Below are 22,378 nucleotides of genomic sequence, written 5' to 3'. Positions count from 1 at the left end.
CAGGCGCGCCAGATACTGTTTTTTATTCGGGTATGTCCAGATCCCGGTCACTTCTTTTTCCATTTGCCGCAGCAATCGTGTGCCGCCGTCATGGTAAACGTTCAACCAATGCTCCAGCGTCTGCTCGGGGTTATCGCTGAAAAGCCAAAGCCTTTTCATATCCGTCACGCTGGAGCTGGTGGAATCAAACCACAGCAGAGCTCCCAGACGTACCTGCTGCCCTTCACGCTCCAGCGTCGCGGCAATGCCGGTCACGGTTTTACCTGGTCTGGCAATATGCGATTGCCCCTCCCCGCCATCGCCGGGTCCGGATACACCGCGCACGTAGGAGATAAGATCTCTGTCGCTTTCATGCCCCCCGGTTGAGGCCAGGTTGTAGCGGGGATTGGCGCAGAGTAGCGTCATTAAGGCATCGACCAGCGTCGTTTTCCCGCTGCCGGTTGGACCAATAACGGCGGTACCTTCCTGATGGATTGCTGCCTGATGCAATCCATGAAAACCGCCCCAGTTGAACAACTCGATACGGGTGAGAATAAAAGATTCCTTTCCAGCCAGACGCGCTATTTGATTCATACGTCCTCCTCACTGCTCTCCTTTTCTGACGAATCAGCAGGGGAGGTTTGTTGAGCAATTTGGTCCTGTAGCCATGCCAGTAATGCCTGAAGATTCATCGGATCGGCAAGATGAGCAATAATCGGACGAATCACGATCCGCTCATGCGCATCCGGCGACGTGACTAGCCCATGGCCCTTTAATTGATCCAATAGGGTAAGCAACCGGGTGCGTTCTTTGGATTCACTCCCCGGATCGCCAAGGTAAATCTGGAGCTGAGGGAGGAGATCGTCGATAGCGATCTGCGCCTGGCTGGCGCCTGTTCCACTTTCCTGCTCCCAGGCAACAAAATGCTGGCGCAGTATGGCAACTAATAATGATTGTTCCAGGTTAAGCCGTTGCCGTCTCACCAGAGGGTGGGACCATTCATCCTGCTCTGGCGTTTCGTCAAGTCTGACTTTGACATACAGCAGGCCGCGGATCTCATCAATGCCGATATCCAGATCGAGAGGTTCCAGAATGCGAGTAACCTCTTCTGGATGGGTCAGTACAACGCGGTACAGATTGGGTTTACTGGCTTCTTCCAGCAGGCCGTATTTGAGCAATTCCTGAGTCGCTTCACGTATTTTTTTCAGCGTTCGCATTTCGCTATTGGTTGCAATTTCCTCAACCGACTCATCGGCAACCGCTTCGTCCGATGGTTCTGGTTCACTGCCTGCATTTGCAGCAACGCTCCGGTTAATCTGTCTGTCAAAAAAGCCCACCATACCTGTTACTCCCAATCGATATCCATTAATGCCTGGCTTTCCAGACCGGTAGTGGGCAGATTAAATCGCCAGCGGCGACCTTCCCCATCACTAAGCTCAGCAAATTCGCGCTGTGAATCAATAATCTCAATGCCCGCTTCTCTCGCCATACCAATCCATATGGCAAAGGTTTCGAGATCGTGATCTGGGGGCAACAACACCGCCAGTTCAGCCAGGCCAACGGGGCGATTTTCTTTTGCCAGAAGCTGCAACGTCTGCTGAATCAACACTTCACGATCGAGGCCGTTGAAAGCATCCCAGAAGTCATCGCCAATTTGCGTTAAATCCGCCGCATGATTACTGAGATCCAACGTTTGTTCCGCTTCATCATCCACCTCTTTAAACCGTAAACGTTCAATAGCCGGGATGCCTGTTACCGCCACACCAACAGCAGGAAGCGGAACCTCTTGTTTGCGAACGATCTGGCGCTGCCAGTCGAGTTTTAACGCCTGGTTTAGAAATTCGTTAAGCAGGTGACCAACGCGGTGGTGCTCAGCAGCAAGACCGGTTTTCATAAAACCGCGGACATCGCGCTCGCTTCGGGCGCGAGCCTGGAGTACGGTTTGCGATTCATCGACCAAGCGTTTAACCAGCCAGCGCAAATCGTGACGCTGTAGACGGTTAAGCGCATCGGAAGCAGACGGATGGCTAAGGATCACACGTAATCGTTCACTCATCGCCTTAAGTTCAGAGGATTGACGGAGTTGCTGCTGAAAACTGTCGAAGACTCTTCCCTCGGGAGTATTAAGCAGCGCGTCCTGATCGTTGAGCAGGCGTTCTACGATATCGCCGCGATGATATTGCTCACCAATAATGGATTGCCGAAGCGCACGGTCGGCCTCGCGCCAGGAGTCTTCAACACGACGAAAGTCAGCCCTCAGGCTGGAAGCTAAGTTGAAGACCTCTCGAATATGTTCAACCGCCTGATGCGTTTCCAGCACCTCAATATGCCCGGCTTCGGCTTCCTGTAATTCACGTTCTAGTTCGGCAATACGACGACGTAAGGTTGTAACCCGGTTTGCCGGATTAGGATTAAGCCGGGTTTCCAGGTTTTCAATTTCTCGCTGTACGGTGGACAAACGGGAAGCCGTAGAGGTCATGAAACGATTATCCAGCGACTCAACAAACGTAATCGCGACCTCGAGCGCATCGGTAGCAAAGACACGGCCATCCCGTTCGACAATTAAACGGCGTTTAATCCATTCCCGCAGTTCACGGCTGGCCTGAAGAGAGGGATTGTCCTGATTAATGTCATACTGTTCCTGACTCACGTGCTCGACAAGAATGCCGGTAAGAGACTGAATCGCTTCCTCAAGGGGGATACCATCATGTGATTTTTCAAACAGCGTTTTCAGGCAGCTCAATACCAGCGGGGCGCGGCGGGTAGCAAGAAGTATCCAGGCTGGATGCTGGTTTTTTGCTGAGATATATTTTTCCGTACGCTGCCTTGTGTTTTCTTCCATCTAGCAGAGCCTTCAAAATTCGGGTTGAGGTTCATAGACTACGATAATTCGCCGTTGCGGACTTTTTCTCCGGTAACCTGCCTTGCTTTGTGATTTTTATCACAATTTTCCTCCAGCGACTTTTCTCTATTATCAGGAAAAATACCGGAATCTGTATGCTGCAAGTTCGGGCTAACGTATGAACTGATAACGTCCAGAATAACTTTACAAGACAGGATACTGAAAGGCGTAGTGGAAAAATGCGTAAATTGTGTTAACTCCCTACGATAAAAAAATAACAACTCAGCTTCATAACAATGGTGAGTTTTATGGTATGGAACTAATTGCGTGTCGTAAGAGTGGTTAGAGAGTCAATTACACACCGATTTTTCGTGATAACTATCACAAACCAAAGCGATTTTTTATGGGGCCTTCGTGGGGGCGCTGTTTACGAGAAATACTAACAAAACCAACAATAAACAGTGTGTTAATCGTGGATATGATTCCGAGTCCGGCACCACTATTTAAAGAACCCAGCCTATGGCTGGGTTTTTGCTTTTCTGCGACCGGCCTCTCCATCGAACTGCGTTCGATTATTCGCCGCTCGGCAGTCTTCATTTGCAAGATATTGGGTGGAAACTCGCTTATCAAAAGCTAGACCCAAAACATCATGCTAAATCCGGTCAAAACGACGATACAGGCGATATTCAAAAACAGGCCGGCGCGCATCATCTCCTGCTGCTTGATATGGCCAGTGGCGAAAACGATAGCGTTTGGCGGCGTCGCCACGGGCAGCATAAAAGCGCATGAAGCAGCAATGGCAATCAATACCGACAGAATCACAGGCGACATGCCGAACGCTTCGGCCACTGAGGCAAATACGGGAATAAGCAAAGCGGCGCTGGCCGTATTACTGGCAAACTCGGTCAGAAACACCACGAATGCTGCAATCACCAGGATAATAATAAATATCCCCATATGAGCCACCATCCCGCTAATCTGGTTTGCCAGGAACAGACTGGTACCCGTCTCTTTCAACACATTACTTAAGCAGATACCGCCGCTGAATAATAACAGCACGCCCCAGTCAGCCGTTTTCTCTATATCCTTCCAGTGAACTACCCGGGCGAAATTGACTAATATAATGGCGCCTAAAGCCACAATGGTATCGAAGGATTTAAAACCGCCCAGCAGATCGTTAATGGGTCCGCTGAAAATCCAGAAGAATACGGTAAGCGCAAAAATAGCCAGGGTGACGACTTTGCCTTTATCCCAATCGACCTGTTCACTATTCGTTTCGAAGGTCCCCTTAAGTTCCGGCCTGAACACGAGGTAAAGAATCGCAATAGCGACTGGCAGTAAGACGATCATTGCCGGGAAACCGAACTTCATCCAGTCAAAGAAGGAGAGCCCCACCTCAGCGGCGGCAATCGCATTCGGTGGACTGCCGACGATGGTCGCCATTCCGCCAATGCTGGCGCTATAGGCAATACCGAGGAGCACAAACACATAGGTCGAATGGCGATTTTTGCCATCGACTTTACTCAGGATCCCCAATACCAGCGGCATCATCATTGCGGCCGTCGCCGTATTACTGATCCACATTGACAGCAGCGCCGTCACGCCAAATAGCATAAAGACCGCGAGGCGCATTTTGCCCCTCGCCATCGCTAATACTTTATCGGCAATGACTTTATCCAGCCCCTGCACATGCATCGCCGCCGCCAGAGCAAAGCCGCCGAGGAAAAGGAATATCGTAGAGTTAGCGAAACTGTTTAGCGCCGCCTGGGTATTAAATACCCCCAACAGCACGGCCATAACGGGAACCATTATTGCCGTAACGGTCACGTGCAGCGCTTCCGTTAACCATAATACGGCGATAAAAGCGAGCATACTCAGTCCCATGACCACCTTCGGCTCATAGGGTAGCGTGTTGTAGAGAACGATAAACAGAACAATATCGAGCAAAATGATGATGCTGTTACGATTAAAAAACCACTCGTGGGTATTGGTGGGTAAAGGACTCATGTCGTTTTTATTCATAGTAGCTTCCTTGTAACTGGTTACGACTGAATCATTACATGTATATGTCTATCAGGTATAAATTATGTTCCTGTTCTGTTAACTGGATCGTACCAGACAATTTCCCGGCTGAATGACACCCAGGTCAGGATATTTCCGGAAAGAGGTTCCTGATATAGACGATTTATTGAAGCGAGCAGGCCGACTTTATTAGCTTTAATTTCCTGCACCTGAATTTAGATCGTTGGCTACTTTGCCGGTATACGCGGCATTGATAGTTTCACCAACACCTAAACTAACCCCAGAGATCCATCGAATATTTTCGGCAATCTATTTCTGAAATAGAGATAAAGCAGCGCGTAAAAACGGATAATTCGGTGAAAAACCGGGCAAAAGCGCGCTATTCTGGAAATCAACACGCCCAGGCGGCTAACAACCTTTCCCTCCGGACGGCTAAAAAGCATCTTATATTCCTTTTTGCTCTTAGCGGCAGACAAAAGTTCTTTAAAATGCCAATTTTGCAGCCCTACCATTCAAATCATCTCGATACGAATGGGCAAAATGTTATGTCAGTTTTTCATTCCGTTAGCGACCTGATTGGTCATACTCCCCTGCTGCAGCTTCATAAGCTGGATACCGGCCCCTGCGGCCTGTTTCTAAAACTGGAAAATCAAAATCCCGGCGGTTCGATAAAAGACCGCGTCGCGCTATCCATGATTGCCCAGGCAGAGCGCGAAGGAAAATTAAAACCCGGCGGCACGATTATCGAAGCCACCGCCGGCAATACAGGCCTCGGGCTGGCGCTGATCGCCGCGCAGAAAAATTATCGCCTGATCCTGGTGGTGCCGGACAAAATGAGCCGTGAGAAGATTTTCCACCTGCGCGCGCTGGGAGCGCAGGTGCAGCTTACCCGCTCGGACGTTAACAAAGGCCATCCCGCCTACTATCAGGACTACGCCCGGCGTCTTGCCGACGAAACGCCTGGCGCCTTTTATATCGACCAGTTTAATAACGAAGCTAACCCGCTGGCGCATGCCACCACCACCGCCCCGGAGATCTTCCAGCAGCTGGAAGGCGATATCGACGCGATTGTCGTCGGCGTCGGCTCCGGCGGAACGCTCGGTGGGCTACAGGCCTGGTTTGCTGAGCACTCCCCCAAAACGGAATTTATCCTCGCCGACCCGGCGGGCTCCATTCTGGCGGACCAGGTCGAAACCGGACGCTACGGCGAAACCGGCTCGTGGCTGGTGGAAGGGATCGGCGAAGACTTTATTCCGCCGCTGGCCCATCTTGAAGGCGTCCGCAGCGCATACCGCGTCACCGATAGCGAAGCTTTCGCCACCGCCCGCCAGCTGCTGCAGGTTGAGGGCATTCTTGCGGGCTCCTCTACCGGAACGCTGCTCACCGCTGCCCTGCGCTACTGCCGGGCGCAGACAACCCCGAAACGCGTGGTGACCTTCGCCTGCGACAGCGGCAATAAATATTTATCAAAGATGTTTAACGATGACTGGATGCGCCAGCAGGGCTTTTTAAGCCGTCCATCGCGCGGCGATCTCAGCGATTTTATCGCTCTGCGCCACGACGAAGGGGCAACCGTCACCGCCGCGCCGGACGATACCCTGGCGGCCATCCTCGCGCGTATGCGTCTCTACGACATCTCGCAGCTGCCGGTGCTGGAAAACGGCCGGGTCGTCGGCATTGTCGACGAATGGGATCTGATTAGCCACGTCCAGGGCGACAGTCAGCGCTTTTCTCTGCCGGTCAGGGAAGCAATGACGCGTAACGTGGAGACCCTGGATAAGCACGCGCCGGAAAGCGCGCTGAAGGCCATTTTCGATCGCGGCCTGGTGGCCGTTATCGCCGACAACGATCGTTTTCTTGGCCTCATTACCCGCAGCGATGTGCTGACCACCTGGCGTAACCGACTCGAACAGTAAGGACTTCTCAATGACAAATTTGCATACCCTGAGCGTACATAGCGGCGCATTTACCGATGAACACGGCGCGGTGATGCCGCCTATTTATGCCACCTCCACCTTTGCTCAGCCCGCGCCGGGCCAGCATACCGGGTACGAATATTCGCGCAGCGGCAACCCGACCCGTCACGCGTTGGAGACGGCGATAGCCGACCTGGAAAGCGGCACGCGCGGCTACGCCTTTGCTTCCGGTCTGGCGGCCATCTCAACCGTGCTGGAACTGCTGGATAAAGACAGTCACCTGGTCGCCGTCGACGATGTCTACGGCGGCACATACCGGCTGATTGAAAACGTTCGCCGCCGCAGCGCCGGCCTGCGGGTAAGCTGGGTGAAGCCCGACGATCTGGCGGCCATCGAAGCAGCTATTCGGCCCGATACGCGCATGATCTGGGTTGAAACGCCGACCAACCCGCTGCTTAAGCTGGCCGACCTCAGCGCCATCGCCGCCATTGCGCGGCGGCACAATATTATCAGCGTTACCGACAACACCTTCGCCTCGCCGGCTATCCATCGTCCGCTTGAGTTGGGCTTTGATATCGTGGTGCATTCGGCGACCAAGTATCTTAACGGCCACTCCGATGTGGTCGCCGGGCTGGCGGTGGTCGGCGACAACGCCGCGCTGGCGGAAAAGCTGGGCTATCTACAAAACGCGGTTGGCGGCGTGCTCGATCCGTTCAGCAGTTTCCTGACGCTGCGCGGTATTCGTACCCTGGCGCTGCGTATGGAGCGCCACAGCAGCAATGCGCTGCTGCTTGCCGAGTGGCTGGAGCAGCAGCCGCAGGTCGAAAGAGTCTGGTTCCCGTGGCTGGCTTCGCATCCGCATCATCAGCTGGCGCGCAGGCAAATGGCGCTTCCCGGCGGGATGATCTCCGTGGTGGTCAAAGGCGATGATGGCTACGCCGAACGGATCATCCGTAAGCTGAAGCTGTTTACCCTCGCGGAGAGCCTCGGCGGCGTGGAAAGCCTGGTGAGCCAGCCGTTTAGCATGACCCACGCGTCGATCCCGCTGGAGCAGCGGTTAGCCAACGGCATTACTCCTCAGCTGATTCGTCTGTCGGTAGGCATTGAAGATCCGCAGGATCTGATCGCCGACTGGCGCCACGCGCTGCGCGACTAAGCAGATTGCCCGGCGGCGGCTAACGCTTTGCCGGGCCGACAAGCCCCCCATCACATCAGGCCCGCCGCCCGGCAGAGACTTAAGCACTCTGCCCGTTGTGGCGCTGCCCCTGCAAAAGATGCTCAACAAACCGCGTCAGCTTCGGCAGCGGCCGAAGATCCTGCCGCCAGAGTAAATGAACCGGCCTCGGCTGCGGGGTATACGCCTCCAGCACGCGCACCAGTTTGCCGCACTCGAGCGCATCCGCCAGCAGCACTTCCGGCTGCAGCAGCAGTCCAGCTCCGGCGATCGCCGCCGTTCGCAGGGCATAGCCATCATTGCAGCGCAGGACGGCATCGCGCTTCCAGCGGACGCCCTCCTCGGCGCCCGGCAGCTTCCACTCATTGCGCGCGGTCCACACCGTATGCGACAAACAGAGGTGATCGGCCAGGTCCGCAGGCGTCATCGGGGTACCGTAGCGGGCTAAATACCCGGGCGCGGCGCAGATCGTCATCCGGTAGGGCGCGAGATACTTTGCTACCAGATCGTTATTGCGGATCTCGCCGATGCGGATCGCCAAATCGATACCTTCATCCACCAGATCGACCATCCGGTTAGTCAGATCCAGCTCCACGCGCACGTCGGGCCAGGCCTGGAGAAAAGTGGCGGCCAGCGGAGCAATGACGCAGGCGCCAAACGACGTTGGCGCGCTTACCCGCAGCGTCCCCGCGGGCGCGATCCGCAGCCTCTCCACCGCGCTCTCGGCGATTGAAACCTGTTCAAGGACGCGTTTCGCCTCGTCAAAATAGACCCGCCCGGCGTCGGTGAGGCTCTGGCGGCGGGTATTGCGCTCAAGAAGACGGGTATTAAGCTGCCGTTCGATCAGCGCGATATATTTCCCGACCATCACCGCCGACATATCGAGGCGCGATGCGGCTTCGGTAAAGCTTCCGCACTCCACCACCGCAATAAAGGTCTCCATCGCCCGCAGCTTATCCATATTACAAACTCCTGGTTAGTAATCATTTAACTTTTAGCCAGTTTATCCGATATTTATTTTATTAAAGAATAGCCTCTCATCCGAGAGAGGAATCTGCTATGAAAATCATCGTTATTGGCGCCAGCGGTACCGTTGGCCGCGCGGTTGCGCAAGAGTTAAGTCAGCGTCATGAGGTTATTCACGTCGGCCGCACTCAGGGCGACTATCAGGTGGATATCACCTCACAGCAAAGCGTAGAGAACCTGTTTGAGAAAATCGGTCGGGTAGACGCGATTGTTTCCGCCACTGGTAATCTGTTCTTTGGTCCGCTGGCGACCATGACCGATGACGATTTCAACCAGGGCTTACAGGATAAACTACTGGGGCAGATTCGCCTGGCGTTGACCGGCCAGCATTATCTGAACGACGGCGGATCTATTACGCTGATTAGCGGGATCGTCGCCCATGAGCCCATCGCTCAGGGCGTCAATGCCACCACCGTCAACGCTGGGCTGGAAGGATTCGTTCGCGCCGCCGCCTGCGAACTACCGCGCGGAATACGCATTAACCTGATTAGCCCGACCGTATTAACGGAATCGGCGGCAGCCTACGACGGTTTCTTCCCCGGTTTTGCCAGCGTTCCCGCCGCCAGCGTGGCTCAGGCCTACCGCCGCAGCGTGGAAGGCATCCAGAGCGGACGGATCTATAAGGTCGGCTACTAACCGGTACCGCTGCGGGCCGGAATCCCCCTTCCAGCCCGCAGCGGCGCTTACATCCTGTTTCATCAACGGCTACACTGCTCCTTCAATTTGCCTTTTTGAATGACTCATGTTGAAGAAACTTGCTTTTATCGCCCCGCTTTTGACGCTTATCGCCCTGCTTATCTGGTGGTTCACGCCCCGCTACGCCGAAGAGGATGTCGCGTACTACCGCTCCGTCTTCTGCGTTATCGACCATCAGGACAGCCGCGCGTTTCTCCGCGATATGGAAAATATGATTGAAGGCGGCAATTCGGATTATGCGCTGCATAAGACCCATTACGTGCCCGCTCTGGGCCAACGGATGCTGGACACCTGGCAGCAGCTCACGCCGGAAGAGCAGAAAAGTATCAGCCAGGACCAGCAGCGCTGTCGCCAGCTGATGAGTGAAAAGTAGCGCCCGGATTAAGGGGGATTACTGCGCAAAATGACTCGCTGACAATAACAGAAAATAACATTCCGCTGCGACGAGCGGAATGTTAAACATAAACATGGCGAATGAATAACAGTATTTAGCGCGCGCAAAAGTTATATTTAATCGATAGCCTGACGTTATTATCATCCTATTTATTTAAAAAATTTCGTTTCAGAAATAATTTCGTCACAATCCCCTCTTATATTTTCAAGCCTTAATAAACAAAGAATTATAACCAATAATTATCGAGGCTTATGTTGATTCGCTATATTCCCGTTTCGCTCTCTCTGGTCGCCGCTGCCGTTTCCTGCGTGCTCTACGCTGCGCCGATAAATACGCCCGTGCTCGCTACGATGGATAATTTCCGCGATATTGCTGGCACGACGACTGTTTATACCACCAGCCGCGACGGCACCCTGCGCACAGGCGTTTTTTATCGTTCCAATGCCCTGGCATTATCCTCCGCGGACCAGTCGACGCTGAGCACGCTCGGTATCAGCGATGTTTATGATTTGCGCACGGCCAGCGAAATCGCCAGCAGCCCGGACGTGATGCCCGACGGGGCGAGGTATACCCATATTGATATCATCGGTAACACCGCTTCGGGCAGCAACATCACCTCAATAACGTTCAGTAGCGCCGCGGAAGCCAAAGCAATGATGCAGCAGACTAACGTCGCCTTCGTCAGCGATGCCGGGATGCGCGCCCGGTTCACCACGCTATTTAACGATCTGGCCAGCGCCGAAGGCGCAGCGCTGTTCCATTGTACCGCGGGCAAGGACCGCACCGGCTGGACCGCCGCGATGCTGCTGAGCATTGCCGGCGTCGATGAGGGGACCATTATGGAAAACTACCTCGCCACCAACGATTATACCCGCCAGCGCGTTGAAGCGACCCTGGCGATGATGCCCCCCGCCATGGCGGCGATTTACGAGCCGCTGCTGGGCGTTGACGCCAGCTATCTTCAGGCCGGGCTGGATGAAATCAGCCGCGAGTACGGATCGGTTGATAACTATCTGAAGCAGGGCCTGGGGCTGTCGCAGGAGACGCTCTACGTCCTGCGCGGCAAAATGGTGCAGTACGGCCAGCTGCCGGGGCAAAGCGAACTGCGGGGGAATGCGGCGCAGGGCGCAGCGCTGCTTAACGCCCTGCAAAATAGCGGGCTAGCGGGCCGCTACACCGACTATAACTATTATCTGCAATCGGCCATTGATGCCGGAACCCTCGGCGGCGTGGAGACTCAGGTCGGCGGGCAGATCTACGCGGACGCCGCCAGCTACCTGCTGCGCAGCGGATCGCGATTAGACAGGGCGTTAACGCCGAATATTGATAGCCGTCAGCTGCGGGATGGGGAAGGAAAACTGTGGTTGACCGGGCTTAGCGGCTATCTTGGCACCGATGGTTCCGCCCGCGCCGCCAGCAGTAATGAGCATACCACCGGCTCGCTGCTGGGCTATACCTGGCGGTTTAACGCGCAGCTTAGCGGCTACGGCACTCTGGGATATAGCTGGGGCTCGCTGGGCAGCGCCAGCGCCGATGCGGATGCCAACACCACTCTGCTGGGGTTTGGCGGTCGCTATGCTTTTGAGGATCTAAATCGTGGTTTATTTGCCGCCGCCGATCTTAACGCAGGCTGGATCGATTATAGCAGTACGCGCCGGCTGAATAGCGGGCTGGGTACGGCCACCGGCGATACCCATGGCCAGCTGGTTGGCGGCACGCTGCGCCTCGGCTACGTGAGTCCACTCGATTTTGCCAGCGTTGAGTACGCCATCGGTACCCGCCTGACCCACCTGCGGATGGACGCTTTCCGCGAAAGCGGCAGCGAGCTGGCGCTCAACGTCGACCGCGTCAGTGAAAATAACGCCAGCGGTATTGCCAATGTGAGTATCGCATTTCATTCGCAAAACGGCGGCGGCTGGCGCTTCACGCCGGCGATAAATATCGGCTATGAACATAGTTTCAGCGGCCCTTCGGTACGTACTCAGGGCCAGGTTTATCACTATGAAGTCGTACAGAACGCGGCCTTCGATAGCCGTGACATGGTCAACGCTGGCGCCAGTTTGAGCATCACGCGCGGTGCGCTGAGCCTGAACCTTGGCGGCCAGGCTGATGTCGCCAGCGGCGGCGACAGCCACGGCTACAGCGGCAACCTTAGCGTGGGCTACGCCTTTTAAACATCTACAGCGGGCCGCCGCCGCTGGCGGCTCGTTCTTAGCCACGTAATTGTAAAACGGTTAAAAATCCACTGCCGAGGATCGGCGCATTTTTCGCCGTCATGGGCAAAACGAAACGCTGGCAGGAAAGGTAAAACAGAAATTATGTTTCAATCGGCTACTGGCAGCGGCAATCATCAATCTGATGCATGATTGTCCTTACCATAAAAAGTAGTTGATCTGGTATCGACAAGCTCTTATTTTGCTTCTCAGTTTTTAAACGAGATGAAACTGATGCCTACTATCACAGCCAGTAGTATGAAAGAAGCAAAAGAGTTAATGAATTGTGGAAAGTACAAAGAAATCGTCCTCAATTTCGATATTGATGCTGACGATTTTTTCACCCTCGCAACATCCCATTCAGCAACAAAAGTCACCATCACAGACAGAAATAATCGCTCATCGGTCAAAGCAGAAAAATAATAAAAACCCCTGAGGCTCTTCTTATGCTGTTAGCTATTGGTACCGTCGCTGTTGCTTTTCTTTCCACGCTGATGCTGATCTGGCTTGACGATCGCATTGCCGACCAGGATTAACGACCCGGGCCAGCGATAAGTCGCAAAACGCTCGCCTCTGTGTTTCTTTCGCCCGTCGCCATCAGCTGCGGGCGATTCAAAAACCCCGCCCATGCCATTTTCACGCTACGCATTGATGATTTTCGCCCGCTGCGCAGTCCATGCATACGGATGAAGACAGATGCTTAGAGAAGAGCTCCGCGCCGCCGACGGCGCGGAGCAGGGCGATTACAGCGACTTAGCCAGACGCTCGACGGCGGTCATCAGACCGTCTGCCGACACCGTAGAGTAGGAAAGACGCAGCGTGCGGGTATCCGGGTTATCGTTATAGAACGCTTCCCCTGGAACGTAAACCACGCCGTTTTCCAGCGTTTTCTTCATCCATTCCATGGTATCGAACGGATAGCGGAAGCGGGCCCACAGGAACATACCACCTTTAGGACGGCTGAACTCCAGATGCTCGCCAAGCTGCGATTCCAGCGCGTCGGCCAGCGCCACGCACTTCTTGCGGTAATCCTCGCGGATCAGGGCAATCTGGCTTTCCAGACGGTTCATGCTCAGGTATTCCGCGGTGATGACCTGCGAAAGCATGTTAGTGTGCAGATCCGCCGCCTGTTTGACGATCACCGTCTGCTGCGCCAGCCAGTCCGGCATGACGATCCAGCCAATACGCATCCCCGGCGCGAGGATCTTGGAGAAGGTGGAGGTATAAACCACCTGATCTTCACAGCCCAGCTCAACCGCGTACTGATACAGCGGACGGCGCACTTCGTCAGTGAAGCTAATTTCGCCATACGGATCGTCTTCAATGATGACGAAGTCGTGCTTTTTCGCCAGCTCTACCAGGCGGCGACGGCGTGCTTCGCTCAGGGTTTTCCCGCCGGGGTTGCCAAACGTCGGCACCAGGTAAACAGCTTTCACACGCGTGGTTTCCAGCAGGTCGGCCAGTTGCTCCACCAGCATGCCGTCATCATCGGTATCGACGCTGAGAATGTTCGCCTGCGCCAGCTGGAAGACCTGCAGCGCCGCCAGATAGGTCGGACGCTCAACGACGATCGCATCGCCCGGATCGAGCAGCGTGCGGGCGACGATATCCAGCGACTGCTGCGAACCGGAGGTGATATAGACATGGCTTGCCGAACAGGCCACGCCGCGCGCCTGACAAAGTTCGCTAACGGCCTGACGCAGCGGCGGATAACCTTCGGTCAACCCGTACTGGAACGCATCGTTAAAGCGCCCGTTCATCACCTGCTGCACTGCCAGGTTCAGGCCTTCGGTATCAAAAAGCTCCGGGGCCGGAATACCGCCGCCCAGAGAGATAACGCCGGGCAGTTTACTGTGCTTGAGGAGTTCGCGGACGGCGGAGGGCTTAAGTTCACCCGCGCGGGCGGCGAGTCGCCGATCGTGCATACTATTTTCCTTTTCTGTCTTGTTGTTGTGATGTTTTATCTATTTTTAACGGTCATTCACCGGTCGCGCGACGCTGACCGGGGCTACGGGTTCGTATGTTCGGTAGCCCGGACAGATGCGCAGCATCGCCTCCGGGATATTCTTCAGCATCCAGCGGCCTTGCCCGGGTGCGGCGCGATGCGCCTTGCCCGGGCTACAAATGCCGCAGGTGACGAGAACCGCAGCCCGGATAAAGCGCTCACTGCCGCAATCCGGGGCCAAACTTAACGGCTATCTGTGTCTTTTAGCACGATTAACGGTTCAATATCGCTCTCTTTTTTAACCACCAGAGAATCATCTCCGCGCAGGCAGGTCCCGCCATAGTTACCGCCGACGGTGAAGGTGCAAACCTGGATGTATTTGCCATCCACTTTTGGCAGGCACCACAGCTGCTGATAGATATTTTTGCGGTCGAAAAACTGGCCGCTGGTTTTATCCAGCACTTCGTCCTGCGGGCCAATCAGGTCGATATTGTTGCCGCAGCGGCCCGAGATAGGCTTAACCGCATAGCCGCTTTCCGCCAGCTGCTCGTTAACCACAAAATCGGTATCCAGAAGATAGCGATGATTAGGGAACAGCGACCACAGCACCGGCAAAATCGCCTTGTTGCCTGGAATGACGGTCCACAGCGGCTCGAAGACTAATACTTCCGGGCGCAGCAGAACGTCAATCAGACGCACTTCATTATTCGGGTGTCCGGTACGGATCGGCACCGCCGCGTACTCATCGGCGCTGACTTCCCGCACCTGCTCAATAGCGGTTTCCCATGCCCAGGTTTTCCAGACGCAGTTGACCAGACGACCGTCAGCATCGATCAGCTGCCCGGCGGCATCCCAGCGCAGCTCATCCAGGCCAAACAGAATGTTGCTCTCGAAACCGGCCTGGGTCAGCGAACGCTGGATAAACTGCGCGTGGTAGTTCTCCTCCAGATCCTTATCCTGCATGATGTGTACAAAAGGACGCGCCCGGCTGTGCTTCCACGCCCCGGCCAGCTCATCCAGCAGATTTTCCGCCGGGTTGTGGCCGGTGCCGTAGTAGCCCTGTTTCAGCCACTGTTCGAGGATTAGCCCGCCTTCGGTATGGCAGGACGCGGAGTCGGCGTTGTACTCATACACCTTGAGCCCCCGCTCATCCATACAAAAATCCATGCGGCCGGTAATCATATGATGGCGACGGCGCTGCCACGAGAGGCGCAGACGCGGCCAGAGAATTTTCGGAATATCGAACAGGGCCAGCAGGCTGTCATCCTTCATCACCTTGTCGGTGGCGTGCAGGTACATCAGGTGCAGCTCGTTGGTGGCCTTGATAAGCTCCTGCTCGGCGCTTTCGCTGATGGTGAAATACTGGTAAGGGTCTTTATTGATGACGTGGCCGTTGGCTTCCACATAGGCTTTTTGCAGCGAATCTTTCTCGTTGAGCCAGTTGCCGCGGTATTGGCCTTTATTCGGCAGCCGCGCGCCTTTAATGGCCATCGCCTCACCCGGCAGCACCGGCTGCGGCAGGCTGTGCTCGGTATCGGCGGTTTGGATCATCCAGCCGAGGATTTCGGTATCGGCAAAGGTGTCTTTAATCGTGTAGAGGCCGTTTTTCACTTCCAGCGTCAGCTCGCGGGTCCACTGCTGGCCCTGCGGCAGCGGCGAGTGAATCACGTTCTGTTCGGCGATCCTGACCTTATTCCCAACCAGTTGCGTAATCACCGCCACGTGGCCAGTGTGCTTAAACTCGCCGCCTTTCTGCCAGATCAGCAGCGAGCCGGCGATCGGCGGACGGCGGGAGCCGTTGGCGAACGCCTGCAGCGGCAGAATATTGTCGTTGACCACCTCGCGAAGAAAACGCAGGGAGAAGATTTCATAGGCCATGCCGACATCGGTGAAAACAAAGCCGTAGGTGAGGAACAGAAAGCGGCGCGCGAACTCCACGCACTGCCATTTGTGCCCCATATACTCATTACCGATATAGCTGCGGAACGTGGCGTCATCCGGATAATCTTGCGGATTTAAGCTACTGTAATTCGAAGAATAAATCGCCACGCCGCCCGGTGCGTAGCCTAATAGTGTACCAAACGGGGCGTCACTGCTTGTCGAACCTTTGCTCATTTAGCCTGACCTCAAATTAATGCAGCCCGGGCAGTTGGCGAAACAAAACTCCCTCTTCTTATCCTGCCGCAGGCACTTACCAGACAGAGGTGGAGTGATGATACCACTCATTCGATTCGCTAATCGTGCCCTTAAGGAAAATAAGCCTGCGCCGCCGGGCAAAAGTGATATCGTTATTTGAGATAAAAAAAACAGGAGTCGACAATGAGCACACCTTCGCATCTGACTGCCCAACCGCTGGTCTGGGGGCATGGCCCACGCACCTTTGAGGTGTTCCTCGAACCCACCTGCCCTTTCTCCGTGCGCGCCTTTAATAAGCTGGATGATCTGCTGGATGAAGTTGGCGCGGATAACGTGACGATCAAAATTCGTCTCCAGTCCCAGCCCTGGCATCTGTTTTCCGGCGTCATCGTGCGCTGCATTCTTGCCGCTTCCACCTTGCCGCACGGCCGGGAGCAGGCGCATAAGGTCCTTAAAGCCGTCGCCGACCACCGTGAAGAGTTTGAGTTTACCGACCACTGTAGCGGGCCAAACATGGACGTCACGCCGCAGCAGATTATCGAGCGTATCGAACGCTATAGCCACGTTTCGCTGGCTGCGGCGTTTGCCCGCCCGGAGCTGCAAAACGAGATCAAATGGCACAGCAAGTACGCCCGCCAGAACGGCATTCACGTGTCGCCGACCTTTATGGTTAACGGCCTGGTGCAGCCGGATCTCGGCAGCGGCGACGACGTCAGCGTATGGGCCGCGCGGATTCTGGCTTAGACCGGCGCACCGAAAGGTTAGCGCCACGACTTCAACACCTCACTAAAAAGGCAGATCAGCATGTCAGAGAAGAACTACCAGCCACCGAAAGTGTGGGAATGGAAGCAAAACAACGGCGGCGCATTCGCCAATATCAACCGTCCCGTCTCCGGCGCAACGCACGATCGGGTGCTGCCGGTGGGCGCGCACCCGCTTCAGCTCTATTCGCTGGGGACGCCCAACGGGCAGAAGGTGACCATTATGCTGGAAGAGCTGCTGGCGTTAGGCATCAGCGGCGCGGAATACGACGCCTGGCTGATTCGCATCGGCGAAGGCGATCAGTTCTCCAGCGGCTTTGTCGAGGTTAACCCGAACTCGAAAATCCCCGCGCTCCGCGACCACTCTACCACGCCGCCGACCCGCGTTTTTGAATCCGGCAGCATCCTGCTCTATCTGGCGGAAAAGTTTGGCTTCTTCCTGCCCAAAGATCCAGCAGGCCGCACTGAAACCCTCAACTGGCTGTTCTGGCTACAGGGCTCGGCCCCGTTCCTCGGCGGCGGCTTTGGCCATTTCTTCAGCTATGCGCCGGTGAAAATCGAATACGCGATCGACCGCTTTACGATGGAAGCCAAACGCCAGCTTGACGTGCTCGACAAGCAGCTTGCCCGCGGCCGTTTTGTGGCGGGAGAAGAGTACACCATCGCCGATATGGCCATCTGGCCATGGTACGGCAACGTGGTGCTGGGGAACGTTTATAACGCCGCCGAGTTCCTTGATGCCGGTAGCTATAAAAACGTGTTGCGTTGGGCGCAGGATGTTGGCAATCGCCCGGCCGTACAGCGTGGACGCATGGTTAACCGCACCTCTGGCCCGCTTAACGAGCAGCTTCACGAGCGCCATGACGCCAGCGACTTCGACACGCAAACCGAAGATAAACGCCAGGCTTAGCACCCATGCCCGCCGGAGGCTTCAGCCTCCGGCTTTTAGCGCAGATACTTCTCAAACCATGCCAGCGTGCGTTGCCAGGCGAGCTCAGCCGCGGCCCGGTCATAGCGCGGCGTGGAATCATTATGAAAGCCGTGGTTAACACCCTGATAAATATAGGCCTCGTAGACTTTATGGTGTGCCTTCAGCGCTTTTTCATAGGCGGGCCAGCCTTCATTAATGCCGCTATCCAGTCCTGCATAATGCAGCAGCAGCGGCGCGTTAATTTTATCGACCTCATTCAGCGGCGGCTGGCGACCGTAAAACGGTACCGCGCAGGCCAACTCGGGGATCGCTACCGCCGCCGCGTTGCTGACGCCGCCGCCGTAGCAAAATCCGGTGATGCCGACCTTCCCCGTCGCCTGCGGGTGCTGGCGCATAAACGTGACCGCCGCAAAGAAATCATTCATCAGCTTCACGGGATCGACCTTCTGCTGTAGCGTGCGGCCTTCATCGTCGTTACCGGGATAGCCGCCGACGGAGCTCAGGCCATCCGGCGCCAGCGCGATATAGCCCGCTTTCGCCACCCGCCGGGCAACGTCTTCAATATAGGGATTCAGGCCTCGGTTCTCATGAACCACCACCACGGCGGGCGATTTGTCGGCTATTTTCGCCGGCGTCACCAGATAGGCCCGCACTTCACCGTGGCCGTCAGGAGAGGGATAGCGCATATACTCCGGGCGGATATCCGGGTCAGTAAACGCCACCTGCTCCGCCAGAGCATAGTCGGGCTTCAGCAGGTTAAACAGCGCCAGCGCGGTCATCCCGCCGACGGTATACTTCCCCGCCAGCTGGAGAAACTCGCGTTTGCTGATTTTGCCGTGGGCGTAGTAGTCATAGTACTCGAGCAGCTGCTGGGGAAAATCTTTGGCCGTGAGTCGCGTCATCACCCTTCCTCCGTTGTTAAGCGCTCTTTAAGCAAAGCAGAAGCGCGAGCATGCGCCAGCGGCGAGGGGCAGAAATGGTGGATTTTGTTGGCCGGGTCAGGCGCAAGCCGCCACCCGGCAGAAAGACGAGCGCAATATCTAAAACAGCTCGATCATCAGCCTCAGTGTTTCACTTTGGTCAGACGATCGAGGTAGCCCATCACAAAGGCCGACAGCACAAAGGTCAGGTGGATAATGACGTACCACATCAGCTTATTGTCCGGGACGTTTTTCGCATCCATAAACACCCGCAGCAGGTGAATAGAGGAGATCGCCACGATGGAGGCGGCAACCTTATTTTTCAGCGACGTCGCGTCCATTTTGCCCAGCCAGCTGAGTTTTTCTTTACCCTCGTTAATATCCAGCTGCGAGACAAAATTTTCATACCCGGAGAACATCACCATCACCAGCAGACCGCCCACCAGGGTCATATCCACCAGCGACAGCAGGGTCAGAATCATATCCGACTCACTGACGCTGAAAATATGCGGCAGTATGTGGAAGATCTCCTGAAAAAATTTGATCGTCAGCGCAATCAAACCGAGCGAAAGGCCAAAATAAACCGGCGCCAGCAGCCAGCGCGAGGCGTACATAGCATTTTCCAGAAAGCGTTCCATAAGATCCTGTCAGTTAACATAAACGGCCGCCATTATACCGCAACAGGGCAACGTTTTAGCAACACTCGTCCAACAGGAGAGCAATTCGAGGAGATAAAAAAGGCCGGCGCAAGGCCAGCCTGGGAGATGAGTCGGTAAGGGGTTACTTCGCTTTTACGGTTTCTTCGCCCACCAGACCAATCTTCAGATAGCCCGCCTGGTGCAGGGTATCCATGACCTTCATCATCGTCTCGTAGTCTACGGTTTTATCTGCGCGGAAGAAGACGGTGGTATCTTTCTTGCCTTCGGTCAGGGCATCCAGGGACGTAATCATGCTCTCTTCGGTGATGGGGTCATTACCGAGGAACATGGTTTTGTCCGCCTTCACCGACAGGTAGATCGGCTTTTCCGGGCGCGGCTGCGGCTGGCTGGAAGACGCCGGAAGATTCACCTTCACGTCTACGGTGGCCAGCGGCGCCGCCACCATAAAGATGATCAGCAGCACCAGCATGACGTCGATAAACGGCGTCACGTTGATGTCGTGCATTTCGCCGTTATCATCGAGGTTTTCGTTAAAATGCATCGCCATAGAGCATCAACCTACGCGTAATTTCTGGGCGGTACGTACCGGCTTAACGCCGCTGGCGCTCAGGTCCAGATCGCGGCTTTGCAGCAGCAGAACCTGGGCGGCGACATCGCCAAGGGACGCTTTGTAGCTGGCAATCATTCGGGCGAAAATGTTATAGATGACGACCGCCGGAATCGCAGCGAACAGGCCGATTGCCGTGGCCAGCAGCGCTTCCGCGATGCCCGGAGCAACAACCGCCAGGTTAGTGGTCTGGGTCTGGGCAATCCCAATAAAGCTGTTCATGATGCCCCAGACGGTACCAAACAGGCCGACGAACGGGGAAATCGCGCCGATGGTCGCCAGATAACCGTTGCCGCGTCCCATGTAACGACCTACCGCCGCGACGCGACGCTCCAGTCGAAAACCGGTACGCTCTTTAATGCCTTCGTTATCTTCAGAACCCGCAGAAAGCTCAAGCTCATTTTGCGCTTCGTTGATCAGCTGCGAGGTCAAGCTTTTCGCATCGAAACCGTTAGCGATATCGCTGGCCTGGTCGAGAGAGCGTGCTTCAGCAACCAGCTGCTGTTCGCGCTTGAGGCGGCGCTTGCTGGCCAGGATTTCTGCGCCTTTGCCGAAAAAGATAGCCCATGTAACGACCGACGCCAGAATCAGGCCGATCATCACTACCTTAACGACAATATCGGCATGATGATACATACCCCAAACGGAGAGATCCGCCTGCATCAAATTATTACCCACACTGTATCTCCAGGACGTAAATCACAAAATCTGCGCACAATAATATCAAAACGACATCGAATTGATAGTGGTTCTCATTAGTATTTACACTGTGCAGCAAATCACGATTATTTTCCTTGCGCTTACGCAGTAAAAAAGTTGCTGACCCCACCGTTGGTAAAATTTTTACCTGTATCCGCCGCGACCCGGTACATTAACGGGTATTCATGTTAGTTTAGACGTCCAGACGTATAAAAACAGGTTATCTGAACATGGCTGATAAACATCTTGATACTGCGCTGGTTCACGCCGGACGCAGCAAAAAATACACTCAGGGCTCGGTCAACAGCGTGATTCAGCGCGCGTCATCGCTGGTTTTCGACACCGTCGAAGCGAAAAAGCACGCCACCCGCAACCGCGCCAAAGGCGAACTGTTCTACGGTCGTCGCGGGACGCTAACCCACTTCTCCCTGCAGGAAGCGATGTGCGAACTGGAAGGCGGCGCCGGCTGCGCCCTCTTCCCCTGCGGCGCAGCGGCGGTCGCAAATACTATCCTGGCGTTCGTCGAGCAGGGCGACCATATTCTGGTGACCAATACCGCCTACGAGCCGACCCAGGATTTCTGTACTAAAATCCTCGCCAAACTCGGCGTAACCACCGGCTGGTTCGACCCGCTTATCGGCGGCGATATCGCCCGTCTAGTGCAGCCGAATACCCGAGTGGTATTCCTCGAATCGCCCGGCTCCATCACCATGGAAGTTCATGATGTTCCGGCGATCGTCGCGGCGGTGCGCCGCGTCGCTCCCGAAGCCATCATTATGATCGACAACACCTGGGCGGCGGGCGTGCTGTTCAAAGCGCTGGAGTTTGGTATCGATATCTCCATTCAGGCCGGCACCAAATACCTGATCGGCCATTCCGACGCGATGGTCGGTACCGCCGTGTCCAATGAGCGCTGTTGGGCGCAGCTGCGCGAAAACGCCTATCTGATGGGGCAAATGGTGGATGCCGATACCGCCTATATGACCAGCCGCGGTCTGCGCACTCTGGCGGTGCGCCTGCGTCAGCACCATGAAAGCAGCCTGCAGATTGCCGAATGGCTGGCCCAGCATCCACAAGTGGCCCGCGTGAATCACCCCGCTCTGCCCGGCAGCAAAGGCCATGAGTTCTGGCAGCGCGACTTCACCGGCAGCAGCGGCCTGTTCTCTTTCGTGCTCAATAAACGCCTGACCGACGCCGAACTCTCCGCTTATCTGGACCACTTCAGCTTGTTCAGCATGGCCTACTCCTGGGGCGGCTTTGAATCGCTGATTTTAGCCAACCAGCCGGAACACATTGCCGCAATCCGCCCTGATGCTGAAGTTGATTTCAGCGGCACGCTGATCCGCCTGCATATCGGGTTAGAAAATGTTACCGATCTGCAGGATGATTTAGCGGCGGGCTTCGCGCGTATCGTGTAAAGTGACAGTCAGTGGCAACAATAGCGGACGTTTTTTAGAA

The 22,378-nt window shown here is 55.4% G+C and carries 20 protein-coding genes and 1 pseudogene; 9 read left to right on the top strand and 12 right to left on the bottom strand.

Annotated features, from left to right (window positions below):
* Positions 1–417: 417 nt before the first annotated feature.
* The 4 genes and pseudogenes from K7H21_RS29260 to K7H21_RS03765 all read right to left on the bottom strand — a co-directional run.
* A pseudogene (locus K7H21_RS29260) lies at positions 418–573 on the bottom strand (ATP-binding protein); the annotation flags it as partial.
* A complete protein-coding gene (locus K7H21_RS03775) occupies positions 570–1,319 on the bottom strand; it encodes a DUF4194 domain-containing protein (RefSeq protein WP_185910073.1) in 750 nt (249 codons plus the stop codon). The pseudogene K7H21_RS29260 and the gene K7H21_RS03775, both read right to left, overlap by 4 nt.
* Before the next feature lie 5 nt (positions 1,320–1,324).
* Positions 1,325–2,821 (bottom strand): DUF3375 domain-containing protein, encoded by a 1,497-nt coding sequence (locus K7H21_RS03770; protein WP_072011278.1) that lies wholly within the window; start codon positions 2,819–2,821, stop codon positions 1,325–1,327.
* 633 nt (positions 2,822–3,454) lie between these two features.
* Entirely contained in the window at positions 3,455–4,843 is a 1,389-nt protein-coding gene (locus K7H21_RS03765; RefSeq protein WP_223035586.1) for an SLC13 family permease, read from the bottom strand.
* Positions 4,844–5,388: 545 nt separating this feature from the next.
* On the opposite strand from K7H21_RS03765, the gene K7H21_RS03760 reads away from it, so the two are divergent.
* Positions 5,389–6,759: a pyridoxal-phosphate dependent enzyme gene (locus K7H21_RS03760; RefSeq protein WP_064397229.1), complete on the top strand. Its 1,371-nt coding sequence runs from the start codon at positions 5,389–5,391 to the stop codon at positions 6,757–6,759.
* A 10-nt stretch (positions 6,760–6,769) separates the two neighbouring features.
* A complete protein-coding gene (locus K7H21_RS03755; RefSeq protein ID WP_049112486.1) occupies positions 6,770–7,915 on the top strand; it encodes a trans-sulfuration enzyme family protein in 1,146 nt (381 codons plus the stop codon).
* 79 nt (positions 7,916–7,994) lie between these two features.
* On the opposite strand, the gene K7H21_RS03750 is transcribed toward K7H21_RS03755, so the two are convergent.
* A complete protein-coding gene (locus K7H21_RS03750) occupies positions 7,995–8,894 on the bottom strand; it encodes a LysR family transcriptional regulator (protein WP_004125213.1) in 900 nt (299 codons plus the stop codon).
* A gap of 98 nt (positions 8,895–8,992) precedes the next feature.
* Between K7H21_RS03750 and K7H21_RS03745 the strand changes: the two genes are divergently transcribed.
* The 4 genes from K7H21_RS03745 (at position 8,993) to K7H21_RS03730 (ending at position 12,685) form a co-directional block, all read left to right on the top strand.
* Positions 8,993–9,595, top strand: coding sequence for a short chain dehydrogenase (locus tag K7H21_RS03745; protein ID WP_004125214.1), 603 nt, complete (start codon positions 8,993–8,995; stop codon positions 9,593–9,595).
* A 106-nt stretch (positions 9,596–9,701) separates the two neighbouring features.
* Positions 9,702–10,028 carry a hypothetical protein gene (locus K7H21_RS03740; RefSeq protein WP_004125215.1) on the top strand — a complete coding sequence of 109 codons (327 nt, stop codon included), beginning with the start codon at positions 9,702–9,704 and terminating at the stop codon, positions 10,026–10,028.
* 272 nt (positions 10,029–10,300) lie between these two features.
* Positions 10,301–12,223, top strand: coding sequence for a tyrosine-protein phosphatase (locus K7H21_RS03735; protein WP_227631560.1), 1,923 nt, complete (start codon positions 10,301–10,303; stop codon positions 12,221–12,223).
* A gap of 273 nt (positions 12,224–12,496) precedes the next feature.
* Complete coding sequence (locus K7H21_RS03730) at positions 12,497–12,685, top strand: hypothetical protein (protein WP_071988238.1); 189 nt, start codon at positions 12,497–12,499, stop codon at positions 12,683–12,685.
* Between the two features lie 320 nt (positions 12,686–13,005).
* Here K7H21_RS03730 and K7H21_RS03725 read toward each other — a convergent pair whose 3' ends face one another.
* The 3 genes from K7H21_RS03725 to K7H21_RS29255 form a co-directional block, all read right to left on the bottom strand.
* On the bottom strand, positions 13,006–14,187 hold the full coding sequence (locus K7H21_RS03725; RefSeq protein ID WP_004125228.1) for an aminotransferase-like domain-containing protein: 1,182 nt from the start codon (positions 14,185–14,187) through the stop codon (positions 13,006–13,008).
* Positions 14,188–14,450: 263 nt separating this feature from the next.
* A complete protein-coding gene (gene gss / locus K7H21_RS03720; protein WP_142468403.1) occupies positions 14,451–16,322 on the bottom strand; it encodes a bifunctional glutathionylspermidine amidase/synthase in 1,872 nt (623 codons plus the stop codon).
* Between the two features lie 76 nt (positions 16,323–16,398).
* The gene (locus tag K7H21_RS29255) at positions 16,399–16,527 is read right to left on the bottom strand and encodes a hypothetical protein (protein ID WP_305955025.1); all 129 of its coding nucleotides are present in this window, start codon (positions 16,525–16,527) and stop codon (positions 16,399–16,401) included.
* Between K7H21_RS29255 and K7H21_RS03715 the strand changes: the two genes are divergently transcribed.
* Positions 16,527–17,087, top strand: a complete 561-nt coding sequence (locus K7H21_RS03715) for a DsbA family protein (RefSeq protein ID WP_049113389.1) — start codon at positions 16,527–16,529, stop codon at positions 17,085–17,087. The two genes, K7H21_RS29255 and K7H21_RS03715, sit on opposite strands and share 1 nt — an antisense overlap.
* A gap of 60 nt (positions 17,088–17,147) precedes the next feature.
* Positions 17,148–18,014, top strand: a complete 867-nt coding sequence (yghU, locus tag K7H21_RS03710; protein WP_004125234.1) for a glutathione-dependent disulfide-bond oxidoreductase — start codon at positions 17,148–17,150, stop codon at positions 18,012–18,014.
* Between the two features lie 35 nt (positions 18,015–18,049).
* On the opposite strand, the gene yghX is transcribed toward yghU, so the two are convergent.
* From yghX to exbB, 4 genes are all read right to left on the bottom strand, one after another.
* Positions 18,050–18,937: a YghX family hydrolase gene (yghX, locus tag K7H21_RS03705; protein ID WP_223035585.1), complete on the bottom strand. Its 888-nt coding sequence runs from the start codon at positions 18,935–18,937 to the stop codon at positions 18,050–18,052.
* A gap of 161 nt (positions 18,938–19,098) precedes the next feature.
* Positions 19,099–19,593 (bottom strand): TIGR00645 family protein, encoded by a 495-nt coding sequence (locus tag K7H21_RS03700; protein ID WP_004105804.1) that lies wholly within the window; start codon positions 19,591–19,593, stop codon positions 19,099–19,101.
* A 142-nt stretch (positions 19,594–19,735) separates the two neighbouring features.
* A complete protein-coding gene (gene exbD / locus K7H21_RS03695) occupies positions 19,736–20,161 on the bottom strand; it encodes a TonB system transport protein ExbD (RefSeq protein ID WP_004125236.1) in 426 nt (141 codons plus the stop codon).
* Positions 20,162–20,167: 6 nt separating this feature from the next.
* A complete protein-coding gene (gene exbB, locus K7H21_RS03690) occupies positions 20,168–20,899 on the bottom strand; it encodes a tol-pal system-associated acyl-CoA thioesterase (protein ID WP_004105812.1) in 732 nt (243 codons plus the stop codon).
* Positions 20,900–21,150: 251 nt separating this feature from the next.
* Here exbB and metC point away from each other — a divergent pair, with 251 nt between their 5' ends.
* Positions 21,151–22,338, top strand: coding sequence for a cystathionine beta-lyase (gene metC, locus K7H21_RS03685; protein WP_004125240.1), 1,188 nt, complete (start codon positions 21,151–21,153; stop codon positions 22,336–22,338).
* Positions 22,339–22,378: the final 40 nt, after the last annotated feature.

This window comes from Klebsiella sp. CTHL.F3a, from assembly GCF_019890895.1.
GTDB classification, from domain to species: domain Bacteria; phylum Pseudomonadota; class Gammaproteobacteria; order Enterobacterales; family Enterobacteriaceae; genus Klebsiella; species Klebsiella grimontii.
Note: the sequence above shows the minus strand (reverse complement) of the source record. Positions and strands in the feature narration are given on the sequence as shown.